Raw genomic sequence first — 21,115 nt, 5'->3', positions numbered from 1 at the left:
AAGCGGCCGACGCTCTGGTAGCCCCCGACCTTGGTCGGGGGAAATGGTGCCAACCAAGGTCGGCACCCACCGGAGCCGGTCAACGCCGCCGCCGGCGCCATTCCAGCACCAGCGCCACCACCAGCACGGTCAGCGCCAGGCCGAACCACTGCACGGCGTAGCCCAGGTGGCGCTGCGGCGGCAGGGTGTTGGGCAGCAGGTCCAGATCGCGCTCGTCGCCGATCGGCAGCGCCGGGTCCAGCCGCAGCACCCGGTCGGGCAGCGCGGCCAGGCCCAGCGCGCGGGCCAGGCCATCCGCTGGCAGGCGGCTGGCCAGCCAGCGCCCGGGCTGCCCGGTTTCACTGAACGCCGGGCCCAGCGCCAGGCCGGCCGACGGCGGCGGCGCCAGCAACCCGCGCACCGTCAGCGGCGCCGACAGCGCGTCCAGCACCGGCAAGGTGCGGTCCGGCGGCAGCGCGCGCCAACCCAGGTCCACCAGCAGCACGCTGCCACTGTCACTGCGGAACGGCCGGTACACCTTCACCCCGGCGCGGCCGTGGCGCATCTGGTTGTCCAGCAGCACCACGCCGGGCAGGAAGCGGCCGTGGTCGGCCACCCCGTGCAGTGCACCGGGCGCCGCCAGCGCCTGCGCCAGCGGCAACGCCTGCGCCACCGCCGACCCCTGCGCATCCAGCAGCGCCTGCTTGGCATGCATGCGCTGCAACTGCCACAGGCCCAATGCGGTGAAGCCGGCCATCGCCAGCAGCGCCAACAGCCAGCCGATCCAGCGTGTGTGCTGGCGCATCATGACAAGTCCACGCAAACGCGGTCAGATAGGCGCATCCACCCTGCCCCCGAGCCGTGCATGAGTGATTCGCTGAAGACCCTGCTGGTGATCGCGTTCCTGATCGTCATCGTCTGGAATCTGGGCGCCGGCCTGTACTATCTGCTGGTCGACCGCGGCCAGACCAAGCGCACGGTCAATGCGCTCACCCGCCGCATTGCCGTGTCGGTGGCGCTGATCGCGCTGGTGATCGTCAGCATCTACATGGGCTGGATCAAGCCGCACGGCGTCGGCGGCTGAGGGTACCTGCCGCTGCGCAGTCAAAGGACGTAGACGAACAGGAACAGCATCAGCCACACCACGTCCACGAAGTGCCAGTACCACGCGGCGGCTTCGAAGCCGAAGTGGTTGTCGCGGGTGAAGTGGCCCTTGGCCGAGCGCAGCCACATCACGATCAGCATGATCGTGCCCAGCAGCACGTGCGCACCGTGGAAACCGGTCAGCATGAAGAACGTGGAACCGTAGATGCCCGAGCCCAGCGTCAGGTTCAGTTCCTTGTAGGCGTGGATGTATTCCTCGGCCTGCAGGGTCAGGAAGAACGCACCCAGCAGCACGGTCAGGCCCAGCCACACCAGCAGCTGGCGGCGGTGGCCGCCCTTCAGGGCATGGTGGGCGATGGTCAGGGTCACGCCGGAAGTGAGCAGGATCAGCGTGTTGATCAGCGGCAGGCCCCAGGCGGGAATGGTCTGGAACGCACCGCCGATCGCCGCCGGTCCATTGGTCGGCCAGCCGGCCGAATAGCCCTGCCACAGCAGCTCGTTGGTCATCACCCCATCGCCTTCGCCGCTCAGCCACGGCAGGCCCAGGTTGCGGGTGTAGAACAGCGCGCCGAAGAAGGCACCGAAGAACATCACTTCGGAAAAGATGAACCAGACCATGCCCATGCGGAACGAGCCATCGACCTGGCGGTTGTAGTGCCCGGCCTGCGACTCGCGCACCACATCGCTGAACCACCAGAACAGGGTCAGCACCAGCATCGCCAGGCCGGCATAGAAGGTCCAGCGGCCCCAGCTGGCATCGTTCAACCAGCTGGCCACGCCCACCATGGTCACCATCATCGCGATGGAGCCCACGAACGGCCAGCGGCTCTGGGCCGGGACGAAGTACACATTGGCGTCGTGCGGGGTCTGGGCCATGTCGGTTTCCGGGTCAGGGAGCGGCGTGCGCGCCTTCCGAGGTAGCGGCTGCAGCCAGCCGATCGGACAGCGCATCGTTGCGGTAGAAGGTGTAGGACAGGGTGATCGTCTTGATCTCCGGCGGCAGGTCGGGATCGACGATGAAGCGCACCGGCATGTCGCGCTTCTCACCGGCCTGCAGGGTCTGGGCGGTGAAGCAGAAGCATTCGGTCTTGCTGAAGAACCCCGACGCACGTGCCGGCGCCACCGAGGGCACGGCGCTGCCCACCACCGCGCCTGCACTGTCGTTGCGGGCGAAGTACAGGGCTTCGTTGAGTTCACCCGGCACCACGTCCATGGTCAGCTGCTCGGGGTGGAACGACCACGGCAGGCGCGAATTCACCCCGCCGTCGAATTCCACGCGCACGGTGCGCTTGCCGGTGGCGGCGCCGGTGCTGGCTTCACTGCCGGGGCCGCGCTCTAGGCGCACGCCGAACACTTTTTCGCAGGCGATGCGGTACAGCGGCACCAGCGAGAACGTCAGCAGGAACACCGCCACCGCCACGCCGATCAGGCGCGGCAGGCCGGCGCTGCGTGAGGTCGCGGTGGCCGGTGCATCGCTCATCGGCCGATCACCCCGCTGAGGATGAAGCCCACGTAGACCAGCACGGCGATGGCGCCGACCCACAGTGCGGTGCGGCGGGCGCGCTGGCGCTGCTGGTAAAGCAGACCGTTGGTCGGCTGCATCTCGCCAGTCGACCAACGGTCGACTCTACCGCTCGGCTGCTCTTCGCCCTGGTTCTGGTAGAGCCGACCGTTGGTCGGCTGCTCTTCGCGAGTCGACTGACAGTCGACTCTACCCATCGGAAACGGGTTCTCGTTATGCATGGCCCACCTCAATGCGTGATGTCATCGTGGGCCAGGTCGCCCGGGCGCAGGGTTGGCGGCGTGGTGAAGGTGTGCGCCGGTGCCGGCGAGGGTAGCGTCCACTCCAGCCCGCGTGCACCCTCCCAGGAACGATCGGCGGCCTTTTCACCATTGCGCAGCGACGACAGCAGGATCGCCGCCATCATGAACGGCGTGGCGAACATGCCAAACGCACCGATCGAGCTGATCAGGTTCCAGTCGGCAAACGCCACGCTGTAATCGGGAATGCGCCGCGGCATGCCGGCCAGGCCGAGGAAGTGCTGCGGGAAGAACAACAGGTTCACGAACACGATCGACCACCAGAAGTGCACCTTGGCCCACTTCTCGCTGTACATGCGCCCGGTCCACTTCGGCCACCAGTAATACACTGCTGCGATCAGCGCGAACACTGCACCGGTCACCAGCACGTAGTGGAAGTGGGCCACCACGAAGTAGGTGTCGTGGTACTGGAAGTCGGCGGCGACGATGGCCAGCATCAGGCCGGAGAACCCGCCGATGGTGAACAGGATGACGAAGGCCACCGACCACAGCATCGGCGCTTCGAAGGTAAGCGAGCCGCGCCACATGGTGCTGACCCAGTTGAACACCTTCACCCCGGTCGGGATCGAGATCAGCATGGTGGCGAACATGAAGTAGATCTCGCCGCCCAGCGGCATGCCCACGGTGAACATGTGGTGGGCCCAGACGATGAACGACAGGAAGGCGATCGCCGCGGTGGCGTAGACCATCGCCTGGTAGCCGAACAGCGGCTTGCGGCTGAAGGTCGGGATGATCTCGCTGACCACGCCGAAGGCGGGCAGGATCATGATGTAGACCTCGGGGTGCCCGAAGAACCAGAAGATGTGCTGGTACATCACCGGGTCACCGCCACCGGCGGCATTGAAGAAGCTGGTGCCGAAGAACTTGTCGGTCAGCAGCATGGTCACCGCGCCGGCCAGCACCGGCATCACCGCAATCAGCAGGAACGCGGTGATCAGCCAGGCCCAGCAGAAGATCGGCATCTTCAGCAGGTCGATGCCCGGCGCGCGCATGTTCAGCACCGTGGCGATGATGTTGATCGCGCCCATGATCGAGCTGATGCCGGCCACGTGGATGGCGAACACGCTGAAGGCCACGTTGTAGCCGCCCTGCAGCGACAGCGGCGGGTACAGCGTCCAGCCACCGGCCGGTGCACCGCCGGGCAGGAACAGGGTCAGCAGCAGCAGGCTGAAGGCCACCGGCAGCAGCCAGAACGACCAGTTGTTCATGCGCGGCAGCGCCATGTCCGGCGCGCCGATCTGCAGCGGAATCATCCAGTTGGCCAGGCCCACGAAGGCCGGCATCACGCCACCGAAGATCATCACCAGTGCATGCACGGTGGTCATCTGGTTGAAGAATTCGGGCTTGACGAACTGCAGGCCCGGCTGCGCCAGTTCGGCACGGATCACCACGCTCATCGCCGCACCGATGATGAACATGATGAAGCTGAAACCCAGGTACAGCGTGCCGATGTCCTTGTGGTTGGTCGAGAAGAACCAACGCTCGAAGAAGCTCTGGTGGTGGTGGTGATCGTCGTGCCCAACTGCCGAGTGCGCCATTGCAAAACACCTCTCAGAATCGGTTGTCACCGCGGCCGCAGGCGGCCACGGGTGTTGGATCAGGCCCCGTCGGCCGGCGCCGCCGGCGCCGCAGCGGGCGCGGCGGCATCAGGTGCGGCTTCCGCTGCTGCAGGTGTGGCCGGTGCAGCAGGCTCGGCAGGCGGCGCCGGCTTGCGCTGCGCCAGCCACTGCCTGAAGTCTTCCTTGGACACCGCCTCGACCACGATCGGCATGAAGCCGTGGTCCTTGCCGCACAGTTCTGCGCACTGGCCGCGGTACACGCCGGGCTGCTCGATGCTGGTCCAGGCTTCGTTGATGAAGCCGGGAATGGCGTCCTGCTTCCAGCCCAGCGCCGGCACCCACCAGGCATGGATCACATCGTCGGAGGTGATGACGAAGCGCACCTTGGTATCGACCGGCAGCACCAGGCGGTTGTCCACGTCCAGCAGGTAATGCGGGTGGCTTTCGCGGTCGGGCACGATGCCACTCTGCCGCACCCGGTCCGATTCGCGGTCCAGGCGGCTGGTGAAGGTCACGTTCTCGCCCAGGTATTCGTACTTCCACATCCACTGGTAGCCGGTGATCTTCACCGTCATCTCGGCATCGCGGGTGTCGTACATCTTGATCAGGTTGGCCGTGGCCGGCCAGGCCATCACTACCAGGATGATCACCGGAATGACGGTCCAGATGATCTCGGCCTTGGTGTTGTGGCTGAAGGTGGCCGCCACCGCGCCCTTGGACTTGCGGAACTTGAACATCGCATAGCCCATCGCGCCGAACACGATGACCCCGATCACTGTGCAGATGATCAGCGACAGATTGTTCGACTCCCAGGCCAGGCGCGAGGTCTGGGTGACCCCCTTGCCCATGTTCAGCTGCCACGGCTTGGGATCGGCCGCCTGTGCCCAGGCCAGTGCCGGTACCAGTCCCCCGGCCACCACCGCGGCGGCCGCTGCAACGCACTTCGTGCCCCACCTGCTGCTTTGCTTCATTGCCTAGACCCTTAGCGTCGTCGGTTGCCGCCATCGCTGGCGGCGAGCAAGCCTTCAAGCATTTCAGCAAGCGTCTGGCGTTCGGCCGGCGCGAGGAAACTCCCCACCTCCACCTGCCGTCCGCTGGATGCCAGCCGGACCCTCTCATCACCGGTGACCAGGCGTACCCAATGCGGGTGCGCACGGAACACCGGCGAACCACCGGGCGTGGGGATGACCTCCACACACGCCGGCACTACCCGGATCTCCTCCTGCCGTTCGCCGCTGCGCCACAGGGCGCGCAGGGCGGCTGCCAGCAACAGGCTATACAGCAGCGCGAACAGGGGGGCGAATACATTGCCAGCCAGCCAACCGACGGCCGAAACCAGCCACATCGCCCCGCCCAACACGGTGAACAACAGGATGAACTGCCGGGCATCGAGCGCCCGTGGGGGACGCAGCCGCAGCTGCGTACCTGACCCATCCGGAGCTGGAAGCACCTCGATCATGTCGCAACCGCGTTCCTGCCGCGGGAAACGTCTCGATGGTAGCCCTGCCCTCTCGCCGGTAGCAAGGGTGCATTCACACTTTTTCCGATGTTGCAATACAGCATGAGCCCGGCGGCGCGAATGACGAATTCGGCACAAAAAAGCCCGGCTGGGCTGAACAGGCTGAATCCACCGCCATCAGGGGCTATCAGCGTTCATCAAGGGCGCTGAGAGGCCCTTCCCGGCGGCCAAAAAATGATTAAAATCGCCAAGTTTTCCACTGGCCGGACCGGCATGAACGCACCCTCTTCCTCCCCCACCGCCAACGACGCGCCGCGTCCGGGCGCGCTGCTGTCGCCGGAACTGCCGGCGCCCCCCAACCCGTTCCGCCAGGCCATCACCGACGCCTGGTTGAAGGACGAGGCCAGCCACGTGCGTGACCTGCTGGCGCAGGCGCGCCTGCCGGCCGAGGAGCAGGCCCGGGTGCAGGCGCTGGCCGCCGACCTGGTCGGCCGGGTGCGCGTGCGCGCCAAGGACCAGGGCGCGATCGAAGCCTTCATGCGCCAGTACGACCTGGGCAGCGAGGAAGGCGTGCTTCTTATGTGCGTGGCCGAGGCGCTGCTGCGCATTCCCGACCAGGACACCGCCGACAAGCTGATCCGCGACAAGCTGGCCGATGCCGACTGGGAAAAGCACCTGGGCGGCAGCGACTCGGTGCTGGTCAACGCCTCCACGTGGGGCCTGATGCTGACCGGCAAGCTGGTGCAGATGAACGATGCCACCCGCGCCGATGCGCCCAGCGCGTTCAAGCGCCTGGTCGGCCGCGTGGGTGAACCGGTGGTGCGCCTGGCCGTGCGCCAGGCGATGAAGATCATGGGCCACCAGTTCGTGATGGGCCGCACCATCAGCGAAGCACTGGCGCGCTCGCACAAGGGCGACAGCGCCAGCTACCGCTATTCCTTCGACATGCTGGGCGAAGGCGCGCTGACCATGAAGGACGCGCTGCGCTACCTGGAAGACTACCGTCGTGCGATCCACGCCATCGGCGGTGATCACAAGGCACGCGGCGGCCGCCCCGACGGCGACGTCAACAACGCGCCGGGCATCTCGATCAAGCTGTCGGCGCTGTACCCGCGCTACGAACATGCCAAGCGCGCACGCGTGCTGAAGGACCTGGTGCCGGGCGTGCTGGAACTGGCGCAGCTGGCCAAGAGCTACGGCATCGGCTGCACCGTCGACGCCGAAGAATCGGACCGCCTGGAACTGTCGCTGGACATCATCGAACAGGTGTTCTCCGATGCCTCGCTGGCCGGCTGGGATGGCTTCGGCGTGGTCGTGCAGGCGTACCAGAAGCGTACCCCGTACACCATCGACCACCTGGCCGACATGGCGCGCCGCGCCGGTCGCCGCCTGCAGGTGCGCCTGGTGAAGGGCGCCTACTGGGATGCCGAGATCAAGCGCGCGCAGATCGAAGGCTATCCGGGCTACCCGGTGTTCACCCGCAAGCAGAACACCGACGTGTCCTACCTGGCCTGTGCCAAGCGTCTGTTCACCCATGCCGACGCGATCTACCCGATGTTCGCCACGCACAACGCGCACACCATCGCCGCGGTGCGCAGCATCGCCAACGGCGGCGTGTACGAGCACCAGAAGCTGCACGGCATGGGCGATGACCTGTACGCCGAAGTGGTGCCGGCCGATCGCCTGGGCCTGCCCTGCCGCGTGTACGCACCGGTGGGTTCGCACGAAGACCTGCTGCCGTACCTGGTGCGCCGCCTGCTGGAAAACGGCGCCAACTCCAGCTTCGTCAACCGCATCACCGACGAGCGCGTGCCGATCGCCGACCTGGTCCGCGACCCGGTCGAGATGGTCGCCTCGTTCGAATCGATTCCGCACCCCAAGATCCCGCTGCCGGTTGACCTGCTGCGCAGCCAGAACCACGACAGGAAGAACTCCATGGGCGCCAACCTCGCCAACGACAACGAACTGCGCGCCCTGGCCGAGCAGATCAACGCGGCTGTAAAGCCGTGGCAGGCCGCGCCGCTGGTGCCGGGTGCGGTCACCACCGGTGCCTCGCTGCCGGTCACCAACCCGGCCGACAGCCGCGACGTGGTGGGCCAGTGGCAGGCCGCCGACGCCGCCACCGTGCAGAAGGCGCTGGCCAATGCCGTGGCCGCGCAGCCGGCCTGGAACCGCACCCCGGCCGCCAGCCGCGCCGCCATCCTGGAACATGCCGCCGACCAGCTGGAAGCGCGCATGCCCGAATTCATGGCGCTGTGCGTGAAGGAAGCCGGCAAGAGCCTGCCCGACGGCATTGCCGAAGTGCGCGAAGCGGTGGATTTCCTGCGCTACTACGCCAAGCAGGCGCGCGAGCAGTTCAGCCACGCCGAAAAGCTGCCCAGCCCGACCGGTGAATCCAACGAGCTGCAGCTGCACGGCCGTGGCGTGTTCGTCTGCATCAGCCCGTGGAACTTCCCGCTGGCGATCTTCCTGGGCCAGGTGGCCGCTGCCCTGGCCGCTGGCAACAGCGTGATCGCCAAGCCGGCCGAGCAGACCAACCTGATCGGCTACTACGCGGTGAAGCTGCTGCACGACGCTGGCGTGCCGGCCGAGGTGGTGCAGTTCCTGCCGGGCGACGGTGCCACCGTCGGTGCCGCGCTGACCGCCGATCCGCGCGTGGCCGGCGTGGCCTTCACCGGCTCCACCGAAACCGCCCGCGCGATCAACCGCGCCATGGCCGCGCGCGACGCCGCCATCGGCGTGCTGATTGCGGAAACCGGCGGCCAGAACGCCTTCATCGCCGACTCTTCGGCGCTGCCGGAACAGCTGGTCAAGGACGCCATCGGTTCGGCCTTCACCTCTGCTGGCCAGCGCTGCTCGGCCGCGCGCGTGCTGTTCGTGCAGGACGACATCGCCGACAAGGTGATGACCATGCTGGCCGGCGCAATGAAGGAACTGAAGGTCGGCAACCCTGGCCTGCTGTCCACCGACGTCGGCCCGGTGATCGACGCCGACGCGCTGAAGATCCTGCAGGACCACGCCGCGCGCATGGACCGCGAAGCGCGCCTGATCGCCGCTGCCGAACTGTCCGCCGAAGCCGCCCATGGCACCTTCTTCGCACCGCGTGCGTATGAACTGAAGGACCTGGGCCAGCTGCAGAAGGAAGTCTTCGGCCCGGTGCTGCACGTGATCCGCTGGAAGGGTGAGCAGCTGGATGCGGTGATCGACCAGATCAACGCCACCGGCTACGGCCTGACCCTGGGCGTGCATTCGCGCATCGACGAAACCGTGGACCGCATCAGCAACGGCGTCCACGTCGGCAACGTCTACGTCAACCGCAACCAGATCGGTGCGGTGGTGGGCGTGCAGCCGTTCGGTGGCCAGGGCCTGTCCGGCACCGGCCCCAAGGCCGGCGGCCCGCACTACCTGCTGCGCTTCGCCACTGAAAAGACGGTGACGGTGAACACCACCGCCGCCGGTGGCAATGCCTCGCTGCTGACCCTGGGCGACTAAGACACCCCTCCCTTCCACGGGTGTGATGGATGCACGGAAAACCCCGCGAAAGCGGGGTTTTTTGTGTCCTTCCGGTGGCGCCAGGCGATGCCCGGCGGCGCTTACCCGGCCACCACGCTGAAGCGGTTGTCCGCGCGCATCGCCAGCTCGGCCTGTACCCGCGCCACCCGCGCGTCCAGATCGCCTTCCAGCAGCACATATGGCACCCCACGCGCCTGCAGCTGCTGCAGGTACCACGCGTGCTGCCGTGCGCGGAATTCCACGCCCACGCGCGTGCCATCCTGCTCGAAGGGAATGTCCGGCGCGCACAGGAACAGCAGGTCGTAGGGCCGCGCTGCGGCGCGCTGCAGCTCCGCTGGCGCCGTCTGGAACATCCAGCCGCTGTAGCCCAGCGTGACCAGCGGGGTGGTATCGCAGAACAGCCAACGGTGCGCGTGCTGCGCCGCCTGCTCTTCATGCTGCGGCTGGGTCGCGGCGATGCGCAGCAGATCCTGCGCGTGCAGCGCACCGCCCTGCTGTTCCCACAACGTACGGCCAAACTCGGGCACCCAGGCCGTGCCCAGGCGTTCGCCCAGCACCCGTGCCAAGGTGCTCTTGCCGGTGGATTCGCCACCAATGAAGGCGACGCGCTGCACGTGGTCGGCATACACCGCCGGCGACAGGCTGCTGCGGTGTGCATGCGGATCAGCACGCAGCTGCGTACCACTGGCCTGGCCGATGTCGGTCGCGCGGTCCAGCCGGTGATGCTGCACCGCTGCAGCGAACTGCTGGGCCAGGGCGGCGGCGAAACCATCGCCATAGTCTTCGCCGGTGAACACGGCCTGCACCGGCCCACCGAACAGCGCCAGGCACAGCCACGCGGTGAAGTCGCGCTGCACCTGCTCGCTTTCACTGTCCTGCGGCAGCGCGCGCACCGCCACGCCATGCGCGCGGCACAGGGCGGCCAAGCGGTCGTCATCCAGCACCACGATGGTCGCCTGCGGGAAGCGCGCCCGCAGCCAGCGCTCGCGCCTCTCGGCACTGTAGCCGGCGAATCCCGGCTGTGACCACCCGATCACCAGCAACTGCTGGCAGCGCGCGGCAGCGAACTCGATCAGCCGTTCATGGCCGCGATGCAGCGGGCAGAACTTGCCCACCACCAGACCGCGCGGCACCTTCTCAGGCAGTGGCATCGGCCGCGCCCGGCGCCGCGCGGTCGGCGCGCATCAGCGTGCGCCAATGGCGCAGCGCCACCAGCGCATTGATCCAGAAACCGATATACAGGATCGAGGTCAGATGCAGGCCGCGGCTGTAGTAAAGCGGCACTGCAATGGTGTTCACCAGCAGCCACACCCACCACGATTCCAGCTTGCGCTGCATCATCAGGATCTGCGCGATCACGCTCAGCACCAGCACTGCCGAATCGATGTACGGCGCATAGGCCTGGGTCAGGCGGGTCAGCATCCAGCCATAGCCCAGCGTGCCCACCACCGCCAGCGGCAGCAGCCACGCCCAGGCGCGCGGGCGCAGCGAGGTGATCGGCAACGGCGCGCCGTGGTCACCCCGCAGCCATTGCCACCAGCCCAGCACGCTGATGACGATGAAGAAGCCCTGCAGCACCATGTCGGCGTACAGGTGCGAACGCTCGAACACCGCAGCGAACAGCGCGCAGCCGACGATGCCCAGCCACCAGGTGTGCACGTTGTTGCGGCCGGCCAGCAGGATCGAGCCGGCCACGGCGATGTTGGCAGCCAGCTCCAGCTGGAAATTGGGATCGGACAGGTTCATGCCACTATTGTCGTCGATCCACGCGCCGCGCGTGGGCGGCCACGACCGGATCGGTGCACGCGATGTGGATGGCCCCAGTAGATCCACGCCATGCGTGGATGAGCCACCACCCGTAGATCCACGCCATGCGTGGATGACCCACCACCCGTAGATCCACGCCATGCGTGGATGGCGCACCACTAGTAGATCCACGCCATGCGTGGATGACCCACCACCCGTAGATCCACGCCATGCGTGGATGACCCACCACCCGTAGATCCACGCCATGCGTGGATGGCGCACCACTAGTAGATCCACGCCATGCGTGGATGGCGCACAAAAAGAAAGCCCCGCTTGCGCGGGGCTCTCCCTGTACTGCGTCAGGCCGTGGCCGTTATCAGAACTTGTACTGCATCGAAGCGGCCAGCACGTCGCCGGTCACCTTGTACTTGCCGGTCACGGTGTTGCCGGTGGCCGAGGTCGAGGTGATGTTCGGATCCTTGGTGAACAGGTGGGTGTAGCCCACGCTGTATTCCATCTTCTCCGACGGGGCCCAGGTCAGACCCAGCGACAGCCACTTGCGGGTGGTGTCCGGCACGCGCACGTCGCGGTGGGCATCGGTGGTCGGGGTCTGGTCGTACGCCAGGCCGCCGCGCAGGGTCAGCTGCTCGTTCAGACGGTACTCGGTACCGATCGAAGCGAAGGTGGTGTCGCGGTAGTGGAACGGCAGCACGCTGTCGGGCTGGTTGGAATCGTAGTCAACCGTGACCTGGTCGAACTTGCTCCACGCGGTGCGCGAAACGTCGGCCATGATCTTCCACTGGTCGTTCACGCGGTGGCTGACGCTGACCGTGGCGCTGGCCGGCAGGGTGATGGTGGCACGGCCGTTGCTGTCAACGAAGGTACCCGGGGCAGCGCTGGCCAGGAACGCGGCCGCAGCCGGGGTCATGGTGAAGTCGGCCTTGCCGTCGGTGATCTTGTGTTCCACTTCCGAGCGGTAGCTGAAGGCGATGTTGGTGCCTTCCACCGGGCTGACGGTCATGCCCAGGGTGTAACCCACGGACATTTCGTCGCCCTTGATGCGCAGGTAGCCATCGGCGGTACCCGGCGAGAAGCCCAGCTGGGCAGCCTGGATACCGGCCTGGCGGGCAGCGGCAGCGGCCTGGGCCTGGGTGCCGCCACGGGCCAGCACGGTGGCAGCAGCACGCTGCTGGGCGCTGGCGTTGATGGCGGTGCCGGCATCGACGGCGCTGGTCAGGTCAACGTCCAGGCGCTCGACGAACACCGACGCACCGAAGGACAGGTACGGGTTCACGTCGTAGGAGAACGCGGCGCCCAGGTCGACGGCCTGCAGTTCGGTCTTCACGCCGTTGTAGCGGCCGACCCAGTCACGGTCGTATTCGGTCTTGAAGCCGAACGGCACCGACAGCGACACACCGAAGTGCATGTTGTCCTTTTCGCCGAACGGCACGTGGAAGTAAGCGGCCGGAACCGGGGCGATCATGCCGGCGTCGCCGCCGTTGCCGCCGGAAATCGGGGCGCCGTTGCCGTACTGGCCTTCGCCGCGGAACTTGGCGCCGAAGCTGATGGCGCTCACGTCACCCTGGAACTGGGTGCCGTCGAGCAGGCGCATCGAGGCCGGGTTGGTGGCGACCACCGAGGCATCGCCTTCGGCAGAGGTCGAGCCGGCGAACGCGCGGCCGAGGCCCTTGGCGCTGTTTTCCTTCAGCTGGAAGGCAGCGGCGTTGGCATCGGCGGCGGCCAGCGCACCGGCAACGCCGACGGCCAGCAGGGTCAGTCGGGCAATGGTGGAAGCAGTTTGCATCGTGTTCTCTCTCCGGTAAGCGGTGATGGTGCTCTGAGTGCGCCTGCGCCTACCGGACCCGAAGGCCCGCCAGAACGCGCCGGATTCCCCTCCCGACATACGACGCCGTATGCGAGTATCACTCAGAGACGTTAATGAAACAATAACAGCAGCGGGGCTTTTCCCTTCGCAAAACATGAACAGGCGCCTCCCCGCACAATGCCCGCGCACGCTAGGCTAGCGCCCATGTTCGTCTCGCTCCCCTCACGCAAGAAGGCGGCCCTGCGCTGGGCCACGCCCGTGCTGTTTGCGTCAGTGTGGCTGGCGTTCCTGTGGTCGATCTCACGCCCGGACGACGCCCGTCGCAGCCTGTGGCTGGACTGGGGCGCCCTGTCCACCGGCCTGACCCACCCGCTGGACTACTGGGCCACGCTGCAGGACGGCAGCGTGCTGCGCCTGTTCACCGCCCTGTTCCTGCACGCGGACTGGTCGCACCTGCTGGGCAACCTGGTGTTCCTGCTGATCTTCGGCCTGCCCGCCGAGCGCGTGCTGGGCCCGTGGCGGTTGCTGCTGCTGTTCCTGCTGGGCGGGGCGGTATCGAACCTGGTGGCGATCTACACCATGGGCAGCCCGGACCAGATCATCATCGGCGCCAGCGGTGCGGTGTCGGCGCTGATCGGCGCCTATCTGGCGCTGTTCCCCGGCGCACGGCTGGGGGTGGTCATTCCGCTGGGCCTGTTCCTGGAATTCGTGCGCGCCCCGGCCTACCTGCTGATCGGCGTGTGGGCGGCGCTGCAGGTGGTGTTCGCCTACATCGGCCCGACCTTCGGCATGGTGGCCTGGTGGGCGCACATCGGCGGCTTCCTGTTCGGCCTGCTCTACGGCGTCTACGTACGCGCCGCGATCGCCCGCAAGCTGCGCAAGCGCCACGGCTTCTAGCCATCTGCTTCGTAACGTCGGGCTTGCTCGACTGCTTTGGCCTGTCCGTAGAGGCGAGCTTGCTCGACTGCTCTGGCCTCTCCGTAGAGTCGAGCTTGCTCGACTGCCTTGGCCTGTCCGTAGAGGCGAGCTTGCTCGACTGCTCTGGCCTCTCCGTAGAGTCGAGCTTGCTCGACTGCTCTGGCCTCTCCGTAGAGGCGAGCTTGCTCGACTGCTCTGGCCTCTCCGTAGAGTCGAGCTTGCTCGACTGCTTCAAGCAAAAACAGTCGAGCAAGCTCGACTCTACCGACCACGTGCGTCAGCGCAGGGGAACGCATCGCCGGGCACGGCCCGGCGCTACCGTCAGGGCTTGGTCGGGGCCGGGGCGGGCTTTGCTTCCGGCTTCGCTTCAGCCTTCGCCGGCGGCTTGGCTGCAGCAGCCTTGGCGGCCTCGGCCTTCAGCCGCGCGGCCACCGAACCGGGGTTCTTCAGTTCGGCCAGGGCATCGTCGATGGGGCCGTCGCCCGGCAGCACGGCGCCGGCGCTGTAGCCCTCGGTGCCTTCGTCGTCACCACGCAGGTGGCCCGGCAGGGTCGCCTCGCTGTAGTCGCTCAGGCTGGCCGGCAGCGCGTCTTCTTCCGGCGTGGGCGCCGGCTTCAGTTCCACGTCCGGCACGATGCCGGTGGCCTGGATCGACTTGCCGCTGGGCGTGTAGTAGCGCGCGGTGGTCAGCTTCACCGAGTCGCCGTTGTCCAGCGGCAGCACGGTCTGCACCGAGCCCTTGCCGAAGGTGCGGCTGCCGACCACGCGTGCCCGCTGGTTGTCGCGCAGCGCACCGGCCAGCACTTCCGACGCACTGGCCGAACCGGCATCGACCAGCACCACCACCGGCGCGCCCTTCAGCAGGTCGCCCGGGGTGGCGTCGAAGCGTGCATCACTGATACGGATGCGGCCGCGCGTGCTGACGATGTTGCCCTTCTCCAGCAGATCGTCGGCCACCTGCACGGCGGCTGTCAGCAGACCACCGGGGTTGCTGCGCAGATCCAGCACCAGGCCCTTCAGGCTGCCGCCGGACTGCTTCTGCAGCTGCTGCACGTGCTTCTGGAAATCAGCGCCGGTGTCGGCCTGGAACGTGGCCAGGCGGATATAGCCGTAACCCGGTTCCAGCAGGCGGCTGCGCACGCTGGTCACGCGGATGGTCTGCCGGGTGAGCGGCACATCGAACGGCTTGGGCTTGCCCTCGCGCACGATGGTCAGCACCACCTTGCTGCCGGCCGGGCCGCGCAGCGGTTCGCTGGCATCGATGGCGCTGATCGGCTTGCCGTCGATGGCGATGATCAGATCGCCCGCCAGGATGCCGGCCTTGGCCGCAGGCGTATCGTCAATCGGAGAAATCACCTTCATCGAAGCGTTGTCGGGCTGCTGCTGCAGCTCCACGCCAATGCCTTCATAGGCGCCGTTGGCCTGTTCGTCGAAGGCCTCGGCGTCTTCCTTGTTGAAGTAGGTGCTGTGCGGATCCAGGTCCAGCAGCAGGCCGCGCACCGCCGACTGCATCAGCTTGTTGTCGTCCACCGGGTCCACGTAGGCCGCACGCACGGCGTTGTAGACCGCCACGAAGCGCCGGATATCTTCCAGCGGCACCTTCGATGTCACCGCCTCTTCGTTGCTGGCGGCCTGCGCCGGGGTTTCGGCGGCGGCCGCAGGCGCGGTCTGCTGCGCCCAGGACAACGCTGGCAACAAGGCCAGCAAGAGGGTGGCGGTACGGGCTGCGCGCATGGATCACTCCTGTCGACGGTGGCATCGTGCCCAAGGCACATGCACCGATTATGCGCGAAGCGTGGATAAATTCCCGTTGAATCCCGCGGCCATGCGGCCGCCAGGATTCAGCGGCGCTGCAGCCAGCTGTCCGGATTGACCGGTTGGCCACCGCGGCGCAGTTCGAAGTACAGCGCGGTGACGCCCTGGCCGCCGGAGTTGCCAACCTTGGCCACCGCATCGCCGCGGCTGACGCGCGCGCCGGCATCCTTCAGCAGGGTGTCGTTGTGCGCGTACAGGCTCATGTAGCCATTGCCGTGGTCGACGATCAGGATCATGCCGTAGCCGGTCATCCAGTCGGAGAACACCACGGTGCCATCGGCCACCGCCGTGACCGTGCTGCCGGCCGGCGCACCGATCAGCACGCCGCTGCTGGTACGGCCATCGGGCAGCTTGCCACCGTAGCGGGCCAGCAGATTGCCCGACAGCGGCCAGCCCAGGCCGCCGACCTTCGGCGCGGGCGCCGAGGCCACTGCCGGCGGTACCTTGGTGGGCGGCGCCGGGCGGCCTTCGGCCTTGGCCTGGCGGGCCGCTTTCTCGGCCGCCGCCTTTTCCGCCGCCGCCTTGCGTGCAGCGGCGCGGCGCTCGGCTTCGGCGCGGGCGGCAGCGGCGCGCAGGTTGGCCAGCAGGGTTTCCAGCGCCTTGGCATCCTGGCCCAGCGCCTGTTCTTTCTCGCGCCGGTCCTTGAAGCGTTCTTCCAGCGACGCCACCGTCTGCGCCCGTTCGCGGCGGTCGGCAGCCAGCGTGGCGGCCTGCTGCTTCTGGTCGCGCTGGGCGCCCTGAAGATGCTGCTGGCGCTCGGCGATCTGGGCCTGCAGCGTCTCCAGTTCCTGCAGATCCGCGGTGAGGGTGGCGATGCGCTCGGCGCGCTCGCGCTGCAGGTAGCGGTGGTAGGCCAGGGCGCGGTTGGCATCGGCCACGGTGTCCTGCGACAGCAGCAGCTTCAGCGGCGCGTGATTGCCCAACTGGTAGGCCGCGCGCAGCAGGCCGGCCAGTTCGCGGTGCTGCTTGGCCAGGGTGGCCTGCAGTTCGTTGCGGCGCTGCTCGGCCTGGGCCAGCGCCTGGGCCTGTTCGCGCAGCGCGCTTTCAGTCTGGGCCAGGCTGCGGCCACTGCGGGCCACTTTTTCGTCGGCCTCGCGCAGTTGCCGCGATGCCTGGCCACGCTGGCCCTCGATCTGCCGGCGCTCCTGCGCCACGTCCTTCAGCTCGCTGCGCAACTTCTGCAGCTTGCGCTCGGCCTCGCGGGTGGACGCGGTCTGCGCCCCGCCCGGCACCGGCAGTGCCAGCGCCAAGGCCAGCCCCAGCAACAGGCAACGCGCGCCGCGGACGGCGATGTGATGCTGGCGTGAGGGGAAGACGTTGTGGCGCAAGGGCTTTCCAGTGACTTCAGGCAGTTGCAGGGGGTGCCGGGGAATGGTGACATCTCCGCACGCGGCCTGCCAGCCGCACAACAACGAGGTCCCCATGAAAACCCATTCCATTCCGCTGCTGTTGGGCCTGCTGCTGGCCGCCGCGCCGCTGGCGGCGCAGGAAAACATCAGCAAGGTCAACGGCAGCATCGGCGCCGATCCGGGCCAGCGCTACGGCAAGCTGGACACCGTCAATGGCAGCATCCGCGTGGGCGAAGGCGTGGAAACCGGCAGCATCGACACCGTCAACGGCGGGGTGACCGTGGCCGACCGCGCACGCACCGGCAGCATCGAGACGGTGAACGGTGGCGTTCGCCTGGGCCGCGAAGTGATCGCCCACGGCGATGTCAGCACGGTCAACGGCAGCATCTTCAGCGACGCCGGCAGCCAGATCGAAGGCGGCGTGGAAACGGTCAACGGTGGCATCGGCCTGGTCAACAGCCGGGTGCGCAAGGACGTGGAAACGGTGAACGGTGACATCACCGTCGGCATCGGTTCGCAGGTGTCCGGTGGCGTGCACGTGCGCAAGCCGAACTTCAGCGTCTCGCTCACCACCAGCCGCAAGCCGCGCATCATCATCGGCCCCAATGCCGTGGTCAGTGGCCCGCTGGAATTCGAGCGCGAGGTGGTGCTGTACGTGCACCGCAGCGCCCGCATCGGTCCGGTCACCGGCGCCGACGCCATCCCGTTCGACACCGATACCGCCCCGGCGGATTGACGTCGTGCTGCACCGGGGACTGATCCCCGTTCCCTGGCCGTGCCTGGCGCGGCCCCCATCTGTATCCAGGATACCGACGATGCCCCGTAAACTCCTTCTGTGCCTGGCCGCTGCGGCCGCGCTCAGCGCCTGCAAGGGCGAAGACACGCCCGCCGCCGCGCCGGCCACCGATACCGCTGCAGCGGCCAAGCCGGCCAGCCACGCGTTCTCGCCGGACATCAACGCCGCCGACTTCAGCGAGATGGTGAAGACCCTGGCCTCGGATGAGTTCGAAGGCCGCGCCCCCGGCAGCAAGGGCGAAGAGCTGACGGTCAACTACATCCGCGACCAGATGCAGCGCATCGGCCTGCAGCCGGGCAACGGTGACAGCTGGTTCCAGGACGTGCCCATGACCGAAACCACGGCCGATGAGTCGACCGTGCTGAAGATCGAGCAGGGCGGCAAGACCACCGAACTGAAGTTCGGCACCGACATGGTGGTCGGCACCCGTACCGGCCAGACCGAAGTGAAGCTGGATGCCAGCAACCTGGTGTTCGTCGGCTACGGCGTGGACGCCCCGGAGCAGAAGTGGAACGACTACCAGGGCCAGGACTGGAAGGGCAAGACGGTGGTCATGTTCGTCAATGACCCGGGCTTCCACGTCGACGACCAGACCCTGTTCGACGGCAAGCGCATGACCTATTACGGCCGCTGGACGTACAAGTTCGAAGAGGCCGCGCGCAAGGGTGCCGCCGGCGCACTGATCGTGCATGACACCGCCGGCGCCTCCTATGGCTGGGATGTGGTGAAGAACTCCTGGGCCGGCCCGCAGTACGACCTGCCGGCCAAGGATGATCCGGAGCGCCGCCTGCCGGTGCAGGGCTGGCTGAGTGCCGAGGCCGCCAAGGCGCTGTTCGCCGGTGCCGGCCTGGACCTGGCTCAGGCGTACAAGGACGCCAGCAAGCGCGGCTTCAAGCCGGTACCGCTGCAGGCCACCGCCTCGGTCGACCTGAAGAGCCAGGTCGCGCAGAAGCAGTCGCGCAACGTGGTGGGCGTGCTGCCGGGCAGCAAGCGTGCCGACGAAGCCGTGCTGTACATGGCCCACTGGGACCACCTGGGCAAGCATGAAGGCGAGGAAGGCGACAACATCTACAACGGTGCCGTGGACAACGCCACCGGCGTGGCCGGCATTCTGGAAGTGGCCGAAGCCATGGCCCACCAGGACCCGAAGCCGGAGCGCTCGGTGGTGTTCCTGGCGGTCACCTTGGAAGAGTCTGGCCTGCTGGGTTCGAAGTACTACGTGGCCCACCCGACCTTCCCGCTGGACAAGATTGCCGGGGTGATCAACATCGACGCGATGTCGGTGGCCGGCCGTGCCAAGGACGTGACCGTGACCGGCTTCGGCAGTTCCGAGCTGGAAGACATCCTGAAGCCGCTGGCGGCCGCACAGGACCGCACCCTGCACGGTGAAACCTCGGTGCAGAGCGGCTTCTACTTCCGTTCCGACCACTTCAACTTCGCCAAGGCCGGCGTGCCGGCCCTGTATGCCGACGGCGGTGAGGACCTGCGCGACGGCGGCGTTGACGCCGGCCGCAAGGCAGCGACCGACTACGGCAACAACCGCTACCACGGCCCGAAGGATGAATTCGACGCGGCCACCTGGAAGCTGGATGGCACCGTGGAAGATCTGCAGCTGATGTACGGCGTGGGCAAGGAACTGGCGGGCGGCGATCGCTGGCCGAACTGGTACGAAGGCAATCCCTTCAAGGCCGCCCGCGACACCATGATGAAGAACAAGGCCTCGGCCCCGTAGCGTCGAGCGTGCTCGACTGATTCACTTGGACGAGGAAGCGGCGCCCGACGGGGCGCCGTTTTTTTATGCCGCCGCCAGGGGTAGGTGCCAACCTTGGTTGGCACTGCTTTCCGCCGGGCATGGCCCGGCGCTACCCATCAACGCGTGGCGTGGATCTACCGGGCGCTTGGTTTCGCGAAAAAACCATCCACGCACGGTAGGTGCCAACCTTGGTTGGCACTGCTTTCCGCCGGGCATGGCCCGGCGCTACCCATCCACGCATGGCGTGGATCTACCGGGCGCTTGGTTTCGCGCCAAACCCATCCACGCACGGTAGGTGCCAACCTTGGTTGGCACTGTTTTCCGCCGGGCATGGCCCGGCGCAACCCATCCGCGCATGGCGTGGATCTACCGGGCGCTTGGTTTCGCGAAAAAACCATCCACGCACGGTAGGTGCCAACCTTGGTTGGCACTGCTTTCCGCCGGGCATGGCCCGGCGCTACCCATCCACGCATGGCGTGGATCTACCGGGCGCTTGGTTTCGCGCCAAACCCATCCACGCACGGTAGGTGCCAACCTTGGTTGGCACTGTTTTCCGCCGGGCATGGCCCGGCGCAACCCATCCGCGCATGGCGTGGATCTACCGGGCGCTTGGTTTCGCGAAAAAACCATCCACGCACGGTAGGTGCCAACCTTGGTTGGCACTGCTTTCCGCCGGGCATGGCCCGGCGCTACCCATCCACGCATGGCGTGGATCTACCGGGCGCTTGGTTTCGCGCCAAACCCATCCACGCACGGTAGGTGCCAACCTTGGTTGGCACTGTTTTCCGCCGGGCATGGCCCGGCGCAACCCATCCGCGCATGGCGTGGATCTACCGGGCGCTTGGTTTCGCGAAAAAACCATCCACGCACGGTAGGTGCCAACCTTGGTTGGCACTGCTTTCCGCCGGGCATGGCCCGGCGCTACCCATCCACGCGTGGCGTGGATCTACTGGGGTCAGCCCTGGTAGGTGCCAACCTTGGTTGGCACTGTTTTCCGCCGGGCATGGCCCGGCGCAACCCATCCGCGCATGGCGTGGATCTACCGGGCGCTTGGTTTCGCGCAAAGAAAAACCCCGCTGCGTGAGCAGCGGGGTTTTGGGTGTAAACCCTGGCGATGACCTACTCTCGCATGGCTTGAGCCACACTACCATCGGCGCAGCTGCGTTTCACTTCCGAGTTCGGGATGGGATCGGGTGGTTCCACAGCGCTAATTTCACCAGGGAGACGGTTGCAGCAGCGCTTGCAGCGCCAGCTCGCGATCTTGCCCTTGGGGCGGAAGGTACCCGGAAAAAGCAGTGCCTTCACTTAATAAGAAAAAACCCCGCTGCGTGAGCAGCGGGGTTTTTGGGTATAAACCCTGGCGATGACCTACTCTCGCATGGCTTGAGCCACACTACCATCGGCGCAGCTGCGTTTCACTTCCGAGTTCGGGATGGGATCGGGTGGTTCCACAGCGCTAATTTCACCAGGGAGGCTTT

At 67.0% G+C, this 21,115-nt stretch carries 17 protein-coding genes and 2 rRNA genes; 5 read left to right on the top strand and 14 right to left on the bottom strand.

Annotated features, from left to right (window positions below; all coding sequences use genetic code 11):
• Window positions 1-79: 79 nt before the first annotated feature.
• Window positions 80-787, bottom strand: a complete 708-nt coding sequence (locus tag C1931_RS01845; RefSeq protein ID WP_108755197.1) for an SURF1 family protein — start codon at window positions 785-787, stop codon at window positions 80-82.
• Window positions 788-844: 57 nt separating this feature from the next.
• Here C1931_RS01845 and C1931_RS01840 point away from each other — a divergent pair, with 57 nt between their 5' ends.
• Complete coding sequence (locus tag C1931_RS01840) at window positions 845-1,063, top strand: twin transmembrane helix small protein (RefSeq protein WP_108748240.1); 219 nt, start codon at window positions 845-847, stop codon at window positions 1,061-1,063.
• Window positions 1,064-1,083: 20 nt separating this feature from the next.
• Here C1931_RS01840 and C1931_RS01835 read toward each other — a convergent pair whose 3' ends face one another.
• Genes C1931_RS01835 through C1931_RS01815 form a run of 6 tightly spaced genes read right to left on the bottom strand, consistent with a single transcriptional unit; the run spans window position 1,084 to window position 5,922 of the window.
• A complete protein-coding gene (locus tag C1931_RS01835) occupies window positions 1,084-1,959 on the bottom strand; it encodes a cytochrome c oxidase subunit 3 (RefSeq protein ID WP_108748239.1) in 876 nt (291 codons plus the stop codon).
• A 13-nt stretch (window positions 1,960-1,972) separates the two neighbouring features.
• Window positions 1,973-2,563 carry a cytochrome c oxidase assembly protein gene (locus C1931_RS01830; RefSeq protein WP_108751938.1) on the bottom strand — a complete coding sequence of 197 codons (591 nt, stop codon included), beginning with the start codon at window positions 2,561-2,563 and terminating at the stop codon, window positions 1,973-1,975.
• On the bottom strand, window positions 2,560-2,826 hold the full coding sequence (locus C1931_RS20205; protein WP_108770947.1) for a hypothetical protein: 267 nt from the start codon (window positions 2,824-2,826) through the stop codon (window positions 2,560-2,562). The genes C1931_RS01830 and C1931_RS20205 overlap by 4 nt, the downstream gene beginning before the upstream one ends.
• Window positions 2,827-2,834: 8 nt before the next feature.
• Entirely contained in the window at window positions 2,835-4,442 is a 1,608-nt protein-coding gene (gene ctaD / locus C1931_RS01825; RefSeq protein WP_108751936.1) for a cytochrome c oxidase subunit I, read from the bottom strand.
• Window positions 4,443-4,501: 59 nt separating this feature from the next.
• Complete coding sequence (gene coxB, locus C1931_RS01820) at window positions 4,502-5,434, bottom strand: cytochrome c oxidase subunit II (protein ID WP_108751935.1); 933 nt, start codon at window positions 5,432-5,434, stop codon at window positions 4,502-4,504.
• A gap of 11 nt (window positions 5,435-5,445) precedes the next feature.
• Window positions 5,446-5,922, bottom strand: a complete 477-nt coding sequence (locus C1931_RS01815) for a DUF2244 domain-containing protein (protein ID WP_108748234.1) — start codon at window positions 5,920-5,922, stop codon at window positions 5,446-5,448.
• Window positions 5,923-6,195: 273 nt separating this feature from the next.
• On the opposite strand from C1931_RS01815, the gene putA reads away from it, so the two are divergent.
• Window positions 6,196-9,414 carry a bifunctional proline dehydrogenase/L-glutamate gamma-semialdehyde dehydrogenase PutA gene (putA, locus tag C1931_RS01810; RefSeq protein WP_108755196.1) on the top strand — a complete coding sequence of 1,073 codons (3,219 nt, stop codon included), beginning with the start codon at window positions 6,196-6,198 and terminating at the stop codon, window positions 9,412-9,414.
• A gap of 101 nt (window positions 9,415-9,515) precedes the next feature.
• Here the strand turns inward: putA and C1931_RS01805 are convergent, their stop codons facing one another.
• The 3 genes from C1931_RS01805 to C1931_RS01795 form a co-directional block, all read right to left on the bottom strand.
• Window positions 9,516-10,586: an AAA family ATPase gene (locus tag C1931_RS01805; protein ID WP_108755195.1), complete on the bottom strand. Its 1,071-nt coding sequence runs from the start codon at window positions 10,584-10,586 to the stop codon at window positions 9,516-9,518.
• Window positions 10,573-11,181, bottom strand: coding sequence for a nicotinamide riboside transporter PnuC (pnuC, locus tag C1931_RS01800; RefSeq protein ID WP_108755194.1), 609 nt, complete (start codon window positions 11,179-11,181; stop codon window positions 10,573-10,575). The genes C1931_RS01805 and pnuC overlap by 14 nt, the downstream gene beginning before the upstream one ends.
• Before the next feature lie 376 nt (window positions 11,182-11,557).
• Window positions 11,558-12,985 (bottom strand): outer membrane protein transport protein, encoded by a 1,428-nt coding sequence (locus C1931_RS01795; RefSeq protein WP_108755193.1) that lies wholly within the window; start codon window positions 12,983-12,985, stop codon window positions 11,558-11,560.
• A gap of 225 nt (window positions 12,986-13,210) precedes the next feature.
• Between C1931_RS01795 and C1931_RS01790 the strand changes: the two genes are divergently transcribed.
• Window positions 13,211-13,903 (top strand): rhomboid family intramembrane serine protease, encoded by a 693-nt coding sequence (locus C1931_RS01790; RefSeq protein WP_108748229.1) that lies wholly within the window; start codon window positions 13,211-13,213, stop codon window positions 13,901-13,903.
• Window positions 13,904-14,245: 342 nt separating this feature from the next.
• Here the strand turns inward: C1931_RS01790 and C1931_RS01785 are convergent, their stop codons facing one another.
• Both C1931_RS01785 and C1931_RS01780 read right to left on the bottom strand, forming a co-directional pair.
• A complete protein-coding gene (locus C1931_RS01785) occupies window positions 14,246-15,658 on the bottom strand; it encodes a S41 family peptidase (RefSeq protein ID WP_108751930.1) in 1,413 nt (470 codons plus the stop codon).
• A 107-nt stretch (window positions 15,659-15,765) separates the two neighbouring features.
• The gene (locus C1931_RS01780; protein WP_108755192.1) at window positions 15,766-17,067 is read right to left on the bottom strand and encodes a peptidoglycan DD-metalloendopeptidase family protein; all 1,302 of its coding nucleotides are present in this window, start codon (window positions 17,065-17,067) and stop codon (window positions 15,766-15,768) included.
• A 94-nt stretch (window positions 17,068-17,161) separates the two neighbouring features.
• Between C1931_RS01780 and C1931_RS01775 the strand changes: the two genes are divergently transcribed.
• The gene (locus C1931_RS01775) at window positions 17,162-17,824 is read left to right on the top strand and encodes a hypothetical protein (RefSeq protein WP_108757616.1); all 663 of its coding nucleotides are present in this window, start codon (window positions 17,162-17,164) and stop codon (window positions 17,822-17,824) included.
• Between the two features lie 79 nt (window positions 17,825-17,903).
• A complete protein-coding gene (locus C1931_RS01770) occupies window positions 17,904-19,616 on the top strand; it encodes a M28 family metallopeptidase (RefSeq protein WP_108755191.1) in 1,713 nt (570 codons plus the stop codon).
• A 1,127-nt stretch (window positions 19,617-20,743) separates the two neighbouring features.
• On the opposite strand, the gene rrf (C1931_RS01765) is transcribed toward C1931_RS01770, so the two are convergent.
• Window positions 20,744-20,858: ribosomal RNA gene (gene rrf, locus C1931_RS01765) — 5S ribosomal RNA — on the bottom strand.
• Between the two features lie 134 nt (window positions 20,859-20,992).
• Window positions 20,993-21,107 (bottom strand): 5S ribosomal RNA (rrf, locus tag C1931_RS01760).
• Window positions 21,108-21,115: the final 8 nt, after the last annotated feature.

It is taken from the genome of Stenotrophomonas sp. YAU14A_MKIMI4_1 (assembly GCF_003086855.1).
GTDB lineage: Bacteria > Pseudomonadota > Gammaproteobacteria > Xanthomonadales > Xanthomonadaceae > Stenotrophomonas.
Note: the sequence above shows the minus strand (reverse complement) of the source record. Positions and strands in the feature narration are given on the sequence as shown.